General features: G+C 72.7%; 13 protein-coding genes. 5 read left to right on the top strand and 8 right to left on the bottom strand.

What is annotated here, in order from left to right; genetic code table 11:
• Positions 1 to 46 precede the first annotated feature (46 nt).
• A complete protein-coding gene (locus Q2K19_RS07035; protein WP_302768602.1) occupies positions 47 to 502 on the bottom strand; it encodes a gamma-glutamylcyclotransferase in 456 nt (151 codons plus the stop codon).
• A 106-nt stretch (positions 503 to 608) separates the two neighbouring features.
• Here Q2K19_RS07035 and Q2K19_RS07030 point away from each other — a divergent pair, with 106 nt between their 5' ends.
• On the top strand, positions 609 to 2,012 hold the full coding sequence (locus Q2K19_RS07030) for an NAD(P)H-quinone dehydrogenase (RefSeq protein WP_302768601.1): 1,404 nt from the start codon (positions 609 to 611) through the stop codon (positions 2,010 to 2,012).
• Here the strand turns inward: Q2K19_RS07030 and Q2K19_RS07025 are convergent.
• Together Q2K19_RS07025 and Q2K19_RS07020 are read right to left on the bottom strand one after the other, a co-directional pair.
• The gene (locus Q2K19_RS07025; RefSeq protein ID WP_302768598.1) at positions 1,990 to 2,613 is read right to left on the bottom strand and encodes a DUF998 domain-containing protein; all 624 of its coding nucleotides are present in this window, start codon (positions 2,611 to 2,613) and stop codon (positions 1,990 to 1,992) included. The two genes, Q2K19_RS07030 and Q2K19_RS07025, sit on opposite strands and share 23 nt — an antisense overlap.
• Positions 2,614 to 2,696: 83 nt before the next feature.
• Complete coding sequence (locus Q2K19_RS07020; RefSeq protein ID WP_302768595.1) at positions 2,697 to 3,317, bottom strand: DedA family protein; 621 nt, start codon at positions 3,315 to 3,317, stop codon at positions 2,697 to 2,699.
• Positions 3,318 to 3,819: 502 nt separating this feature from the next.
• On the opposite strand from Q2K19_RS07020, the gene thrS reads away from it, so the two are divergent.
• Positions 3,820 to 5,037, top strand: a complete 1,218-nt coding sequence (gene thrS / locus Q2K19_RS07015) for a threonine--tRNA ligase (RefSeq protein WP_302768593.1) — start codon at positions 3,820 to 3,822, stop codon at positions 5,035 to 5,037.
• Between the two features lie 112 nt (positions 5,038 to 5,149).
• Here thrS and Q2K19_RS07010 read toward each other — a convergent pair whose 3' ends face one another.
• From Q2K19_RS07010 to Q2K19_RS07000, 3 genes are all read right to left on the bottom strand, one after another.
• The gene (locus Q2K19_RS07010) at positions 5,150 to 7,183 is read right to left on the bottom strand and encodes an ABC transporter ATP-binding protein (protein WP_302772310.1); all 2,034 of its coding nucleotides are present in this window, start codon (positions 7,181 to 7,183) and stop codon (positions 5,150 to 5,152) included.
• 74 nt (positions 7,184 to 7,257) lie between these two features.
• The gene (locus Q2K19_RS07005; protein WP_302768590.1) at positions 7,258 to 8,991 is read right to left on the bottom strand and encodes an ABC transporter ATP-binding protein; all 1,734 of its coding nucleotides are present in this window, start codon (positions 8,989 to 8,991) and stop codon (positions 7,258 to 7,260) included.
• Positions 8,985 to 9,506: a MarR family winged helix-turn-helix transcriptional regulator gene (locus Q2K19_RS07000; RefSeq protein ID WP_302772309.1), complete on the bottom strand. Its 522-nt coding sequence runs from the start codon at positions 9,504 to 9,506 to the stop codon at positions 8,985 to 8,987. Before Q2K19_RS07000 ends, Q2K19_RS07005 begins: the two co-directional genes overlap by 7 nt.
• 92 nt (positions 9,507 to 9,598) lie before the next feature.
• Between Q2K19_RS07000 and Q2K19_RS06995 the strand changes: the two genes are divergently transcribed.
• Complete coding sequence (locus tag Q2K19_RS06995) at positions 9,599 to 10,159, top strand: TetR/AcrR family transcriptional regulator (protein WP_446839686.1); 561 nt, start codon at positions 9,599 to 9,601, stop codon at positions 10,157 to 10,159.
• Positions 10,160 to 10,212: 53 nt separating this feature from the next.
• On the opposite strand, the gene Q2K19_RS06990 is transcribed toward Q2K19_RS06995, so the two are convergent.
• Positions 10,213 to 11,652 carry a GuaB1 family IMP dehydrogenase-related protein gene (locus Q2K19_RS06990; protein WP_302768586.1) on the bottom strand — a complete coding sequence of 480 codons (1,440 nt, stop codon included), beginning with the start codon at positions 11,650 to 11,652 and terminating at the stop codon, positions 10,213 to 10,215.
• 132 nt (positions 11,653 to 11,784) lie between these two features.
• Positions 11,785 to 13,536, bottom strand: coding sequence for an acetyl/propionyl/methylcrotonyl-CoA carboxylase subunit alpha (locus tag Q2K19_RS06985; protein ID WP_302768584.1), 1,752 nt, complete (start codon positions 13,534 to 13,536; stop codon positions 11,785 to 11,787).
• A 145-nt stretch (positions 13,537 to 13,681) separates the two neighbouring features.
• Between Q2K19_RS06985 and Q2K19_RS06980 the strand changes: the two genes are divergently transcribed.
• On the top strand, positions 13,682 to 14,293 hold the full coding sequence (locus Q2K19_RS06980) for a PadR family transcriptional regulator (protein ID WP_302772307.1): 612 nt from the start codon (positions 13,682 to 13,684) through the stop codon (positions 14,291 to 14,293).
• A 121-nt stretch (positions 14,294 to 14,414) separates the two neighbouring features.
• On the top strand, positions 14,415 to 15,374 hold the full coding sequence (locus Q2K19_RS06975; RefSeq protein WP_302768582.1) for an ATP-binding cassette domain-containing protein: 960 nt from the start codon (positions 14,415 to 14,417) through the stop codon (positions 15,372 to 15,374).
• Positions 15,375 to 15,391: the final 17 nt, after the last annotated feature.

Below are 15,391 nucleotides of genomic sequence, written 5' to 3'. Positions count from 1 at the left end.
CCGGCGGGCCGACCCGCCGGAGGACACTTGACGCGTGCGATACGCGCTACGCCGACGCGGTGCCGGTGGGGCGGGACCGCAGCCCGGTGACGTAGTCGTCCGGCGCGCCCGCCTTCTCGGCCGCGTTCGCGATCTCCGACAGATACCACGACGTCGGCAGGCCACCCTCGTACCCGTCGAAGACGTAGACCCATGCGGTCACGTCGCCGTCCAGCGTCGACACGCGGACGGTGAGCTTCCGGTACGTCCCGGCGGTGACGCCCTCGATCTCGTCGAGCTGCGCGGCGTCGTAGGCGTGGATGTCGTAGAGCGCCACGAAGACCCGGTCACCGGGGGACTCGACCACGGTGCTGACCGAGCCCTCCCAGCCGATGACATCCTCGCCCGCGAAGGTGAGCCGCCACCCCTCCAGCCAGCCGGTGCCCACCATCGGCGAATGCGGGCAGTAGGCGCGCATGCGGGCGGGGTCCAGGTTTGAGCCGTAAGCGGCGTAAAGACGCACGGCGATGACGATAGCCCGGCCGGCGGGTGGGGGAGAATACGACGGTGCGTGTCGAGCGGGATGGGGAGAAGAAAGTCACTGTGAGCATTGACGAGGGGCGAGCGCTGTGAGCCAGATCGTGATCATCGGCGGAGGGCCGGCCGGGTACGAGGCGGCGCTGGTCGCCGCCCAGCTGGACGCTGATGTCACCGTGGTCGAGGCGGAGGGGGCCGGCGGCGCCTGCGTGCTCTCCGACTGCGTCCCGTCGAAGACCTTCATCGCCAGCTCGGAGGTGGTCACCGGCTACCGGGACACCGAGGAGTTCGGGGTGCACTCCGACGGGCTGGAGGCGGTCACCGTCGACGCCCCGGCGGTGCACGAGCGGGTGAAGCGGCTCGCGTTGGCCCAGTCCGCCGACATCCACGCCAAGCTGATCAAGGCCGGGGTCGAGTTCGTGGCCGGGACCGCCCGGCTGGGCGAGGACACCCTCGGGCACACCCACCGGGTGGTCGTGAGCCCGGCCGACGGCGCCGCGGACTACTCGATCGCCGCGTCCACCGTCCTGATCGCCACCGGTGCCACCCCGCGCCAGCTCCCCACCGCCGTCCCGGACGGCGAGCGCATCCTGACCTGGCGCCAGGTGTACGACCTGCCCGCGCTGCCCGAGCACCTGATCGTGGTCGGCTCCGGCGTGACCGGCGCCGAGTTCGCCAGCGCCTACCTGGCGATGGGCGTCGAGGTCACCCTGGTCTCCAGCCGGGACCGGGTCATGCCGCACGAGGACGCCGACGCCGCGTCGGCGATCGAGCGGGTCTTCCGCAACCGCGGCATGAGCATCCTCAACAACTCCCGGGCCGAGGCGGTCCGCCGGACCGGGGACGGCGTGGAGGTGGAGCTCTCCGACGGCCGCAAGGTGTTCGGCTCGCACGCGCTGATCGCGGTCGGCTCGATCCCCAACACCGCCAACCTGGGCCTCGCCGAGTACGGCGTCGAGCTGGCCCGTGGCGGCTACGTCACCGTCGACCGGGTGTCCCGCACCAACGTCCCCGGCATCTACGCGGCCGGCGACTGCACCGGCGTGCTGCCGCTGGCCAGCGTCGCCGCGATGCAGGGCCGGATCGCCATGTGGCACGCGCTCGGTGAGGCGGTCCGGCCGCTGCGGCTGCGTACCGTCGCGGCGAACGTCTTCACCGACCCCGAACTGGCCACCGTCGGCGTCTCGCAGAACGAGGTGGACGCCGGCAAGGTCCCGGCCCGCCAGGTGATGCTGCCGCTCTCCGGCAACGCCCGGGCGAAGATGGACGACCTGGCCGACGGCTTCGTCAAGCTCTTCTGCCGCCCGGCCAGCGGCCAGGTGATCGGCGGCGTGGTGGTGGCGCCCAAGGCCAGCGAGCTGATCCTGCCGATCACCATGGCGGTGGAGAACAACCTCACGGTCAACGAGCTGGCCCAGACCATCACCATCTACCCCTCGCTGTCGGGCTCGATCACCGAGGCCGCCCGCCAGCTCATGCTCCACGAACTGGAGTGACCTTCCCGGGCCGGCGCGCCGGCCGGCCGGCCAGGTAGGCCGCCACCACGGCGAGCAGCGCGACCTCCGCGAGGATGAGCAGCCGTTCGGCGAGGCCGATCAGCGCCCGGTCTCCCGGGTACGCGGACCAGACCATCGCCCCGGCCAGCAGCAGGCTGGTCAGGGCGAGCCCGCGCAGCCAGCCCGGCGCGCGTCCGCCCAGCCGGCCGGCGAGCAGCCAGCCGGCGGCCGGCAGGGCGACGAAGGCGACCACCGAGGCGTACCGGTGCGCGTAGGCGGCGGTGTCCATGGGCAGACCGGGTTCGTTGGTGGGCACCACGGCGGCGGTGACCAGGCCGGCCGCCCACGCCGCGAGCAGGAAGCCCGCCGGCCGGCCGGCACCGGCCCGGCGCAGCGCCGGCAGGAGCACGACGGTGGCCGCCGCGAGCACCGCCATCGCCACGTCGATGACGCCGCCCCGGTCGGAGACGGCGAAGTCGCTGACGGTCAGCGACCAGGGGTTCAGGTTGTCGTTCACCTCAAGATGACCGAGCACGGCGAGCACCGCCGCCAGGGCGATCCCGCCGAGGGCCAGCAGGCCGCTCCTTCGGATTCCAGGCATGCCTCAGCCTGTCGCCGGAACCACCCGAAACGGATCCGGGACCGCCACCCACTTCGATCCCCGGGTCGCCCCCTAGATGCCGATCAGTCGACCGGGACCTTGACCGGGGTCTCGGTGCGGGAGCTGCGGGCGCTGATCGCGGTCATCGCCCAGCCGGCCGCGGCGAACCCGGCCGCCGCCGCCCCGCCGATCACCGCCAGCCGCCAGGCCGACTCGGTCAACGCCCGGCCACCCAGGTGGCCGACCAGCGTGCCGTAGCTGGCCCAGCCGGTGGCGGCGGCGGCCTCGTACAGCAGGAAGAGGCGGTAGGGGTAGCGGCTGCGCCCGGCCGAGAAGCAGGCCGCCATCCGGCCGCCGGGTACGAAGCGGCAGAGCAGGATGACCAGCGGCCCTGGCTCGCGCAGTCCCCGGGTCACCCGGGCGACGGCCCGGCGGGCCCGGCTCGGCACGGCGTGCCGGGACACCCGGCGGTCCGGGGCGCCCCGGCCCAGCAGGTAGCAGGCGAGGTCGCCGGCGAAGACACCGAGCGCGCCGACCGCGATGGTGAGCGGCAGGCTGAGCCCGCCGTAGACGGTCAGCGCACCGCTGGTGATCATGACGACCTGGGTCGGCACGACCGGCACGAAGGCGTCGGCGACCAGCAACCCCAGCAGCACGACGTACGCCCACGTCGGCGACGCGACGTCAGAGATGAGTTCGGCCACGACCGCCACCTCGCCGGATTTCCCCGTTGAACCGCACCGAGCCTGACGGCGTGTCCGGCGTCACCGCGGACAGCCCCGCCCGGTGGTGACCACTGACACCACCCGGCCACCCGTGGACGACGACCTGGGACGACCGGATGTGACGACCCCCGGGCGCGGCGCCGACGAGCGCGGCGGGCGGCAGATCACCGATTCCCGGCGTACCGTTGTCACGCGACCCCGTGACCGTCGGGTCCCCCGTTCCTGACGACCGGGTCGCTGCGGGTCGCCGGCAGGTCCCGTGCCGGCGACCCGCCCCCGCTCCCCGAAATCCGGGTGCGCGACCCGATCCGTCGCGCGTACCGTCGCCGCATGCGCAGCGCGGTGGTGACCACGACGCCGGGAATCCCCGGCGCGCCGCACTGACGTTTCCGTCGACGAGGCCCCGGGGCGAACCGCCCCGGGGCCTCGCGGCGTTCCGGGCCAGCTCGCCTCCGGGTCGTACCCGATCAAGGAGAGCGACATGATCGACCACCGCAGGCTCGGCCGGGAGCTGGAGCTGTTCGTCTCCGACCCGCTGGCGGGCGCCGGGCTGCCGATCTGGCTGCCGGCCGGCGCCGCCGCCCGGCACGCCGTCGAGGAGTACGTGCGGGACCTGGAGCGCCGGGCCGGCTACCGGCACGTCTACTCGCCGCCGCTGGGCAAACGGGAGCTGTTCGAGCTCTCCGGGCACCTCGGCTACTTCGCCGACGACATGTTCCCGCCGCTGCGGCTGAGCGCCGACGACGAGTTCGTGCTGCGCCCGGCGCTCTGCCCGCACCACGCGCTGGTCTACCGGGCCCGCGGCCGCTCCTACCGGGAGCTGCCGCTGCGGATCGCGGAGATCGGCGGGATGTACCGGGCGGAGCGCTCCGGGGTGCTCGGCGGGCTGTCCCGGGTGCGCGCCATCTCGCTCAACGACGCGCACAACTTCTGCGCGCTGGAGCAGGTCGGCGACGAGGTACGCGAGATCCTCCGGCTGATCCGCGCGGCGCACGCCGCGCTCGGTGTGCGGCCGGCCGGGTTCCGGCTGTCGCTGCGCGGGCCGGGCGAGAAGTACGTCGGCGACGACGCCCAGTGGGCGCGGGCCGAGGACCTGCTCCGGGCGGCGCTCGACGGGGTCGACTTCACCGAGGGGCCCGGCGAGGCGGCCTTCTACGGCCCGAAGATCGACATCCAGATCGTCGACCCGGCCGGTCGGGAGTCGACCATCTCCACCATCCAGCTCGACTTCGACAAGCCGGAGCGGTTCGACCTGTCGTACACCGACGCGGATGGGAGCCGGAAGCGGCCGGTGATGGTGCACCGCAGCCTGGTCGGCAGCATGGAACGGCTCTTCGCCTACCTGATCGAGGTGCACGCGGGCGCCTTCCCCGCCTGGTACGCCCCGGTGCAGCTGGTGCTCCTCCCGGTGGACGACGGCCAGGCGGACGCCGCCGTCGAGCTGGCCCGCCGGGCCGAGGCGGCCGGGCTGCGGGCCGAGGTCGACCTCGCCGGCTCGTTGGGTGCCCGGATCCGCGACGCGGCCCGCCGCAAGGTGCCGTACGTCGGGGTGGTCGGCCCCCGGGAGGCGGCGGACGGATCGATCTCCCTGCGCCTGCGCGACGGGCGCGGGCTCGACCCGATGCCGGCGGCCGACGCGCTGGGGCTGATCGGCGCCGTGGTGGCCGCCCGCTCGGCCGACCTGCTCCGGCCGGCCTGACCGTCGACCCGCAGGGATCCTGGCCGGATCCCCGCCCCCGGCGCCGTCCAACGGCACCGGCCCCCCACCGTTGGGGCGGGGAGCCGGTGCCGGGCCGCTCCTGACGTGCACGTCAGCGCCCCGCCGGTGCGGCCGCTGGCCTGCCGGGCGGTCCGGCGGCCGGCTTCCCGGGCGGTCCGGCCGCCGCCAGCGGCGCGGGAGCCTCCTCGTCGACCGCCGCGCCCCGGAACTGCGACCGGTACAGCCGGGCGTACGCCCCGTCGGCGGCGAGGAGCTGGTCGTGCGTGCCCTGCTCCACGATCCGGCCCTGGTCCATCATCAGGATCAGGTCGGCGTCGCGGATCGTGGAGAGCCGGTGCGCGATGACGAAGCTGGTCCGGTCCGAGCGCAGCGCCGCCATGGCCCGCTGGAGCAGCACCTCGGTCCGGGTGTCCACCGAGCTGGTCGCCTCGTCGAGGATCAGCAGGGACGGCTCGGCGAGGAATGCCCGGGCGATGGTGATGAGCTGCTTCTCGCCGGCGCTGACGTTGCTGCCCTCCTCGTCGATCACGGTGTCGTACCCGTTGGGGAGGCTGCGGACGAACCGGTCCACGAAGGTGGCCCGGGCCGCCGCGAGGATCTCCTCCTCGGTGGCGTTCGGCCGCCCGTACGCGATGTTGTCCCGGATGGTGCCGCCGAAGAGCCAGGTGTCCTGGAGCACCATGCCGATCCGGCCGCGCAGCTCCTCGCGGGGCATGCTGGTGATGTCCACCCCGTCGAGGGTGATCCGCCCGGCGTCCAGCTCGTAGAACCGCATGATCAGGTTGACCAGGGTGGTCTTGCCGGCGCCGGTCGGCCCGACGATGGCCACCGTGTGCCCGGGTTCGGCGAGCAGCGACAGGTCGTCGATCAGCGGCTTGTCCGGGTCGTACCGGAACGAGACGTGGTCGAACTCGACCCGGCCGGTGACCCGCGGCGGCGCGGGCCGGTCCGGGGCCTGCTCCTCGGCGTCGAGCACCTCGAAGACCCGCTCGGCGGAGGCCACCCCGGACTGGAGCAGGTTCGCCATCGAGGCGACCTGGGTGAGCGGCTGAGTGAACTGCCGCGAGTACTGGATGAACGCCTGCACGTCGCCGAGGCTCATCGACCCGGAGGCCACCCGCAGCCCGCCGACCACGGCGATCGCGACGTAGCTGAGGTTCCCGACGAACATCATCGCCGGCATGATGATCCCGGAGATGAACTGGGCCCCGAAGCTGGCCCGGAACAGCTCGTCGTTCTTGGCCGCGAAGGCGGCCTCCACCTCCCGCTGCCGGCCGAAGACCTTGACCAGTTCGTGGCCGGTGTACGCCTCCTCGATCAGGCCGTTCAGCTCACCGGTGTGCCGCCACTGGGCGATGAACCGGCGCTGCGACCGCTTCGCGATCTGCTGGGTGACGATCACCGACAGGGGCACCGCCACCAGGGCGACCAGGGCCAGCAGCGGCGAGATCCAGAACATCATGGCCAGTACGCCGACCACGGTCAGCAGCGCGGAGAGCAGTTGGCTCAGCGTCTGCGACAGGGTCTGCGAGATGTTGTCGATGTCGTTGGTGACCCGACTGAGCAGCTCGCCCCGGGGCTGCCGGTCGAAGTAGGGCAGCGGCAGCCGGTTGAGCTTCGCCTCCACCTCGTCGCGCAGCCGCAGCACGGTCCGCTGCACCACCCCGTTGAGCAGCCAGCCCTGCCACCACATCAGCAGGCTGGCACAGAGGTAGAGCCCGAGCGCCAGGGTGAGGGTGCGGCCCAGCGCGGTGAAGTCGATGCCCCCCCCGGGCACCACGTCCATCCGGGCCAGCATGTCGGCGTAGGTGTCGTTGCCGGCCGCCCGGGCCGCGGCCACCGCCTGCTCGGCGGTGAGGCCCGCGGGGATCTGGCGGCCGATCACCCCGCTGAAGATGAGGTCGGTGGCGTGGCCGAGGATCTTCGGGCCGATCACACTCGCCGCGACGCTGCCCACCGCCAGGGTGATGATCGCGGCCAGTTGCAGCCGGTGCGGCCGGAGGCGGCGCAGCAGCCGCCGGGCGGACGGGCCGAAGTTCATCGACTTCTCCGCCGGCATCGCGGCGCCCATCCACGGCGGCCCCTGGCCGGGGCGCCGCCCGGCCGGCGGCAGCCGGTTCGGCATCCGCCCGTCGGCGCCGCCCCCCGGCGGGCCGGCCTTCGGCGGCCCGCCGGCCGGCTTCTGCCCGGGCACGGCGCTCACGCGGTCACCTCCGCCGTCTGCTGGGACGCCACGATCTCGGCGTACGTCGGGCAGCTCTCCAGCAGTTCCTCGTGTCGTCCCATGCCGATGACGCCCCCGTCCTCCAGCACGATGATCTGGTCGGCGTCGACGATCGTGGACACCCGCTGGGCCACGATCACCACCGCCGCGTTCGCGGTGACCGGCTTCAGCGCGGCCCGCAGCCGCGCGTCGGTGCCCAGGTCCAGCGCGGAGAACGAGTCGTCGAACAGGTAGATCTCCGGCCTCCGGACCAGCGCTCGGGCGATCGCGAGCCGCTGCCGCTGGCCGCCCGAGACGTTCGTGCCGCCCTGCGCGATCGAGGCGTCGAGCCCGCCCGGCATCTCCGCGACGAAGTCCCGGGCCTGGGCGACCTCCAACGCCGCCCAGAGTTCGGCGTCGGTCGCGTCCGGGTTGCCGTACCGGAGGTTGCTGGCCACCGTGCCGCTGAACAGGTACGGCCGCTGTGGCACCAGCCCGATCCGGCGCCACACCTCGTCCAGTTCCATGAGCCGCACGTCCATCCCGTCGACCAGCACCGCGCCGGCGGTCGGGTCCACCAGCCGGGGGATCAGCGTGAGCAGCGTGGTCTTGCCGGCGCCGGTGGACCCGATGATGGCCGTGGTTCGGCCGGGGCTGGCCCGGAACGAGATGTCGTGCAGCACCGGCGCGCTCGCCCCGGGGTACTGGAAGCCGACCCGGCGGAGTTCCAGCTCGGCGGGGCGGGTCATGGCGAGCATCGGCTCGGCCGGCGGCGCCACCGAGGAATCGGTGTCCAGCACCTCGACGATCCGCTCGGCGCAGACCGCCGCGCGCGGCACCATCATCAGCATGAAGGTGGCCATCATGACCGCCATCAGGATCTGCATCAGGTACTGCAGGAACGCGGTCAGCGCGCCGACCTGGATCTGCCGGGCGTCGACCCGTTCCGCGCCGAACCAGAGCACCGCGACGCTGGAGACGTTCAGCACCAGCATGACCACTGGGAAGATGAGCGCCTGGAGCCGGCCGACCCGCAGGGCGGTCGCGGTGAGGTCGGCGTTGGCGGCCCCGAACCGCTTCGTCTCGTACGGCTCGCGGACGAACGCCCGGACGACCCGGATGCCGCTGATCTGCTCGCGCAGCACCCGGTTCACCGTGTCGATCCGGGTCTGCATGAGCCGGAAGCCCGGCACCATCCGCCGGATGATCAGGCCCAGCGCGATCGCCAGGACCGGCACGCACACCAGCATCAGCCAGGAGAGGCCGACGTCCTCGCGCAGCGCCATCACCACGCCGCCGACGCTCATGATCGGGGCGGCGACCAGCATGGTGCAGCTCATCAGCACGAGCATCTGCACCTGCTGCACGTCGTTGGTGTTGCGGGTGATCAGCGAGGGCGCCCCGAACCGGGTCACCTCGCGGGCGGAGAAGCGGTTGACGTGGCGGAAGATGCCGGCCCGGACGTCCCGGCCGAAGCCCATCGCGGTCTTCGCGCCGAGGTAGACGGCGACGATCGAGCAGGCGATCTGGAGCAGGCTGACGAGCAGCATCCAGCCGCCCGTACGCAGGATCTGGTCGGTGTCGCCGAGGGCCACGCCACGGTCGATGATGTCGGCGTTGAGGCTCGGCAGGTAGAGCGAGGCCATCGTGCCGACGAACTGGAACGCCACCACCGCGGCCAGCAACCGCTGGTACGGGCGCAGGTGGGTGCGGAGCAGGCGGATCAGCACGGACGGCTCCCCGATGGGTTCTCGGTGTTGGGCTCGCTGTTCCGGTTCAACCGACGAAGGTCCCCATCGGACATGGTCGTGATGATTTCCGTGAGGAATTCCCGCACGACCGCCTTCTTCGCCGGGTCCGCGTCGACCGAGGTGAGCGGGCGGTCGCTGTGAATGAGGTCGATGATGGCGAGGGCGTGCTGCCGGCCCTTGTCGGTCAGGGTGAGCTGGACGCTGCGCCGGTCGTTCGGGTCCCGCTGCCGGGCGACGAAGCCGTCGCGCTCCAGCGTGTCGACGATCCCGGTGAGTGTGGCCGGCCGGACGAAGCATCGTTCGGCCATTTCGCGGTGGCTGCTGTCGCCGGCCCGCAGCAGGATGAGGAGCACGCGCATCCCGGCGGAGGTCAGGCCGTGGTGCTCGGCGAGGTAGCGGCCCCAGTGCTGCTCGACCACGTGGCCGGCGATGGAGATCAGCCGGCCGAGCGGTGCGTGCTGCAGCGCGTCGGGGAAGCGGACGAGAGGTCCCATGTTCACGGGCGCTAGATTAGCCCCCAGACCGTCAGGCCCCAAACTAATTTCGGAAACCCGTCATCTAGGCAATGACAAGATATGCTTCGGCGGTGACCACCACTATCCGCGGCTATCACCACGGCGACCTGCGACGGACCCTGCTGGACGCGGCGGCCGAGGCGATCGGGGAGTCCGGCCCGGCCGCACTGAGCCTCCGTGACCTGGCCCGCCGGGCCGGCGTCTCGCACGCCGCCCCCGCCCACCACTTCGGCGACAAGGCCGGCCTGCTCACCGCCCTGGCCGTGGAGGGCTTCGACCTCCTCGCCCAGGCACTCGACCGGGCCGGCGGCGACCTGCTGGAGGCCGGGGTGGCGTACGTGCGGTTCGCCGTGCGGCACCGGGCGTACTTCGAGGTGATGTTCTCGCCCGGCCTCTACCGGGCCGACGACCCGGCGGCGGTGGCCGCCCGCACCCGGGCCGGGGCGGCCCTGCGCGGCGGTGTCGCCGCCCTGCCCGCGCCGCCCGCCGAGCCCGAGCGGGACGCGCTCGCCGCCTGGTCGATCGTGCACGGCTTCGCCACCCTGTGGCTGGCCGGCGCGATCCCACCCGGCACCGACCCCGACCCGGAGGTCGCCGCCCGCGCCGTCATCCGCCGCCTCTTCCAGACGTAAGGAGGGGCCCCCTGTTAACGCCTGGCGTATAACAGGGGGCCCCTCCTAACGCGTCACCAGCTCGTCGGCAGCGGCATGCCTTCGGTGTAGCCGGCGGCGCTCTGCACGCCGACCAGGGCGCGGTCGTGGAACTCCTCCAGGTTGCGGGCGCCGGCGTAGGTGAAGGCGCTGCGCACCCCGGAGATGATCTCGTCGATCAGGTCCTCCACCCCAGGGCGGGTCGGGTCGAGGTACATCCGGGCCGTGGAGATGCCCTCCTCGAAGATCGCCTTGCGGGCCCGGTCGTACGCGCTGTCCTCGGCGGTCCGGGCGCTGACCGCCCGGGCCGACGCCATGCCGAAGCTCTCCTTGTAGCGTCGACCGTCCGGTTCGGTGTAGAGATCGCCGGGGGACTCGTAGGTCCCGGCGAACCAGGAACCGATCATCACGTTCGAGGCGCCGGCAGCGAGGGCCAGTGCCACGTCGCGCGGGTGACGTACCCCGCCGTCGGCCCAGACGTGCCGGCCGAGCGCCCGGGCCGCCGCGGCGCAGTCCAGCACCGCGGAGAACTGCGGCCGGCCGACCCCGGTCATCATCCGGGTGGTGCACATCGCACCCGGCCCGACGCCGACCTTGACGATGTCGGCGCCGGCCTCCACCAGGTCGCGTACCCCGTCGGCGGTGACCACGTTGCCGGCCGCGACCGGGACCGCCGGGTCCACCTTGCGGACCGCCCGGAGCGCCGAGATCATCCGCTCCTGGTGGCCGTGCGCGGTGTCCACCACCAGGGCGTCCACCCCGGCCTCCAGCAGGGCGGCCGCCTTGCCGGTCACGTCGCCGTTGATGCCGACCGCCGCGGCGATCCGCAGCCGGCCCCGGTCGTCCACCGCCGGCTTGTAGAGCGTGGCGCGCAGCGCGCCCGGCCGGGTCAGCACGCCGACCAGCCGCCCCTCGGCGTCCACCACCGGGGCGAGCCGTCGCCGGCCCGCGGAGAGCCGGTCGAAGCCGGTACGCGGGTCCGCGTCCGCCGGCACGGTGTGCAGTTCGGTCGACATCACGTGCCGGAGCTGGGCGAAGCGGTCCACTCCGACGGTGTCCGCCTCGGTGACCACGCCGAGCGGCCGGCCCGCCTCGTCCACCACGATCACCGCGCCGTGCGAGCGCTTCGGCAGCAGGTGGATCGCGTCGCCGACGGTGTCCGCCGGGCCGAGGGTGATCGCCGTGTCGTGCACCAGGTGCCGCTGCTTGACCCAGGCGACGACGTTGGCCACCACCTCGATCGGGATGTCCTGGGGGATCACCGCGATGGCGCCGCGCCGGGCCACCGTCTCGGCCATCCGCCGGCCGGCGACCGCCGTCATGTTCGCCACCACCAGGGGAATGGTGGTGCCGGTGCCGTCGGTCGTGGCCAGGTCGACGTCGAGCCGGGAGCCCACCTCGGAGCGGTTGGGCGCCATGAAGACGTCGTTGTAGGTCAGATCGTGCGCGGGGACCGCGCCGTGAAGGAACCGCACCGGAACATCATTCCTGCTGGCGGCCGGTCCTGCCGCCGCTGGTGGCCCAAACCACTCTCGCCGCCTCGGTACGCCCCCGGTACGACGACCGACCCGGTGGGTCACCGGGCCGGTCGGGGGTGCTGCGGCGGATCAGGCGATGGTGCAGATCGCCGCGCCGGCGGTGATCACCGCGCCGACCTCGGCGGAGAGGCCGCTGATGGTGCCCGCCTTGTGCGCGTGCAGCGGCTGCTCCATCTTCATCGCCTCCAGGACGACGACCAGGTCGCCCTCGGCGACGGTGTCCCCGTCCGCGACGGCGATCTTGACGATGGTGCCCTGCATGGGAGAGGTGAGCGTGTCGCCGCTCACCGCGGCGCCGGCCTTGGCGCCGCCGCCCCGGCGGACCGGCTTCTTCGCGGCGGGCGCGGCGGCCGCCGTACCCGAACCCAGGCCGGCGGGGAGAACCACCTCCAGCCGCTTGCCGCCCACTTCGACCACGACAGTCTCGCGCTCGGCCGGGCCCTCGGCGGCCCCGGCGGGGGCGGTGAAGGCCGGCACGGTGTTGTGGAACTCGGTCTCGATCCACCGGGTGTGCACGGTGAACGGCTCGGCGGTGAACGCCTCGTCCCGGACCACCAGCCGGTGGAACGGCAGCGCGGTGGCCATGCCCTCAACGACCATCTCGTCCAGCGCCCGGCGGGCCCGCTCCAGGGCCTCGGTGCGCGTCTCGCCGCTGATGATCACCTTGGCGAGCAGCGAGTCGAAGTTGCCGCCGATCACGTCGCCGGCCGTGATGCCCGTGTCCACCCGGACGCCGGGGCCGGTCGGGAGCCGCAGCGCGGTGATGGTGCCGGGCGCGGGCAGGAAGTTGCGGCCCGGGTCCTCGCCGTTGATCCGGAACTCGATCGAGTGCCCGCGCGGGGTCGGGTCCTCGGTGAAGCGCAGCTTCTCGCCGTCGGCGATGCGGAACTGCTCGCGGACCAGGTCGATGCCGGCGGTCTCCTCGGTGACCGGGTGCTCGACCTGGAGCCGGGTGTTGACCTCCAGGAAGGAGATGGTGCCGTCCACGCCGACCAGGTATTCCACTGTGCCGGCGCCGTGGTAGCCGGCCTCCCGGCAGATCGCCTTGGCGCTGTCGTGGATCTGCCGGCGCTGGGCCTCGGTGAGGAACGGCGCCGGGGCCTCCTCGACCAGCTTCTGGTGCCGCCGCTGGAGCGAGCAGTCGCGGGTGCCCACCACGATCACGTTGCCGTGCTGGTCGGCCAGGACCTGAGCCTCGACGTGGCGGGGCTTGTCCAGGTACCGCTCGACGAAGCACTCGCCCCGGCCGAATGCGGCGACCGCCTCGCGGGTGGCCGACTCGAACAGGTGCGGGATCTCCTCCATGGTGCGGGCCACCTTGAGCCCGCGGCCGCCGCCGCCGAAGGCCGCCTTGATGGCGACCGGGAGGCCGTGGTCGACGGCGAAGGCCATCACCTCGTCGGCGTTGCCGACCGGGTCCGGGGTGCCGGGGACCAGGGGCGCGCCGGCGCGCTGGGCGATGTGCCGGGCGGTCACCTTGTCGCCCAGGTCGCGGATCGCCTGCGGGGTGGGGCCGATCCAGGTCAGCCCGGCGTCGATGACGGCCTGGGCGAAGTCGGCGTTCTCGGAGAGGAAGCCGTAGCCGGGGTGCACCGCGTCGGCACCGGACTTGCCGGCGATGTCGATCAGCTTGTCGATCCGCAGGTAGCTGTCGGCCGCGGTGTCGCCGCCCAGGGCGTACGCCTCGTCGGCGAGGGTGGCGTGCAGGGCGTCCCGGTCGGAGTCCGCGTAGACCGCGACACTGTCCAGGCCGGCGTCCCGGCAGGCCCGGATGACGCGGACGGCGATCTCGCCGCGGTTGGCGATGAGTACCTTGCGCACCTTGTTGGCTCCTCCCGGAGGTCGATGCCGGGAGTGTATCGGCCTCTCATCTGGCCCTAACGATCGCTCAGTGTGGGATGTGGCACTCCCGTGCCGTTCCTTAGTCAAACTTGCTTATTACGCTTGTCCGGTGTCGGCAACACGAATGATGATTCTGGGCCTGGTCCGGTGGATGCAGCCGGTGCACGGCTACGACGTACGCCGTGAGCTGCTGAGTTGGAGCGCGGACAAGTGGGCCAACGTGCAACCGGGATCGATCTACCACGCGTTGCGCAAGCTCACCGACGAGGGGCTGCTGCGCACGGTCTCCGTCGAGCAGGTCGGCGCGCGTCCCGCCCGCACCACCTACGAGGTGACCCCGAAGGGCGAGGAGGAGTTCGAGACGCTGCTGCGCGCGCAGTGGTGGCAGCTCAACGAGCCGCCGGACCCGTTCGTGGCGGCCTTCTCCTTCCTGCCCGCGATGCCGCGGGACGAGGCGGCGGCGGCCCTGCGCAACCGGGCCAACCTGATCCGGGCCGGCATCGGGTCGATGCGCGCCTCGCTGGAGTCGGACTGGGTGCGGACCAGGAAGCCGGCGCACGTCGGCTGGATGTTCGAGCTCTGGCTGGCCCGGGCCGAGGCGGACATGGCCTGGTGCGAGCGGATCGCCGAGCGGATCGAGTCCGGAGTGTCGTACCTGCCCGCTGGAATGGAGCAGGGCGCGGAGTGGCCGGGTTGGCCGGACGGTGCGCCGCCCGGCGAGGGCAGCGCGAAATAATCAACGTTGACCACAAGAGCTATATCGCGTTAGTCTCAGCGCGAACCGCGGGGGAGGGGTGCGTCTTCCGCGCGGACGATCGGCGGCCGGTGACGTCCGGCCCGGACGACCAGGAGCAGACATGATCGAGACCAGGGGGTTGCGGAAGTCGTTCCGCTCCCGGGCGGGTCGTGAGACGAAGACCGTGGACGCGGTCCGGGGGGTCAACCTCGAGGTCGCCGAGGGGGAGATCTTCGGCTTCCTCGGTCCCAACGGCGCCGGCAAGACCACCACCCTGCGGATGCTCGCCACCCTCATCGAGCCGGACGGCGGCGAGGCCACCATCGCCGGGGCCGACCTGCGCAAGGACCCGGCCGAGGTGCGCCGTCGCATCGGCTACGTGGCCCAGGGCGGCAGCACCTGGGACGAGTCCACCGCCCGCGAGGAGCTGGTGCTGCAGGCGCGGCTCTACGGCATCGGCAAGGCCGAGGCGCACCGGCGCGCCACCCGCGCCCTGGACGCCTTCCAGCTCAGCGAGTACGCCGACCGCAAGTGCAAGACCTACTCCGGCGGTCAGCGCCGGCGGGTGGAGATCGCCCTCGGCATCATCCACGAGCCGAAGATCGTCTTCTTGGACGAGCCGACCACCGGCCTCGACCCGCAGAGCCGGGCGCACATGTGGGACGAGATCCGCCGGCTACGCACCGAGGGGATGACCGTCTTCATCACCACGCACTACCTCGACGAGGCGGACGCGCTCTGCGACCGGATCGCGATCATGGACCACGGCGAGGTGGTCGCGGAGGGCACGCCGGCCGAGCTGAAGCGCGAGATCTCCGGCGAGGTGGTGCTCGTCGGCCTCGACGCCGCCACCACCCCGCGCGCCGCCGAACTGCTCGACACCGAGGCGTACGTCAACAAGCTGGAGACCGCCGACGAGGGCGGCCTGCGCCTCTACGTGGACGAGGGCGCCACCGCCATCCCGCAGATCCTGCGCCGCCTCGACGGCGCCGGGCTCGTGCTCTCCTCCGTCGAGCTGCACCGCCCCAGCCTCGACGACGTCTTCCTCACCAAGACCGGCCGCTCGCTGCGCGAGTCCTGAAACACAGGGGAACCCTC

Origin of the sequence: Micromonospora sp. NBRC 110009 (genome assembly GCF_030518795.1) — a bacterium.
Taxonomy (GTDB): Bacteria; Actinomycetota; Actinomycetes; order Mycobacteriales; family Micromonosporaceae; genus Micromonospora.
This window is presented reverse-complemented; position numbering and strand designations above follow the sequence as displayed.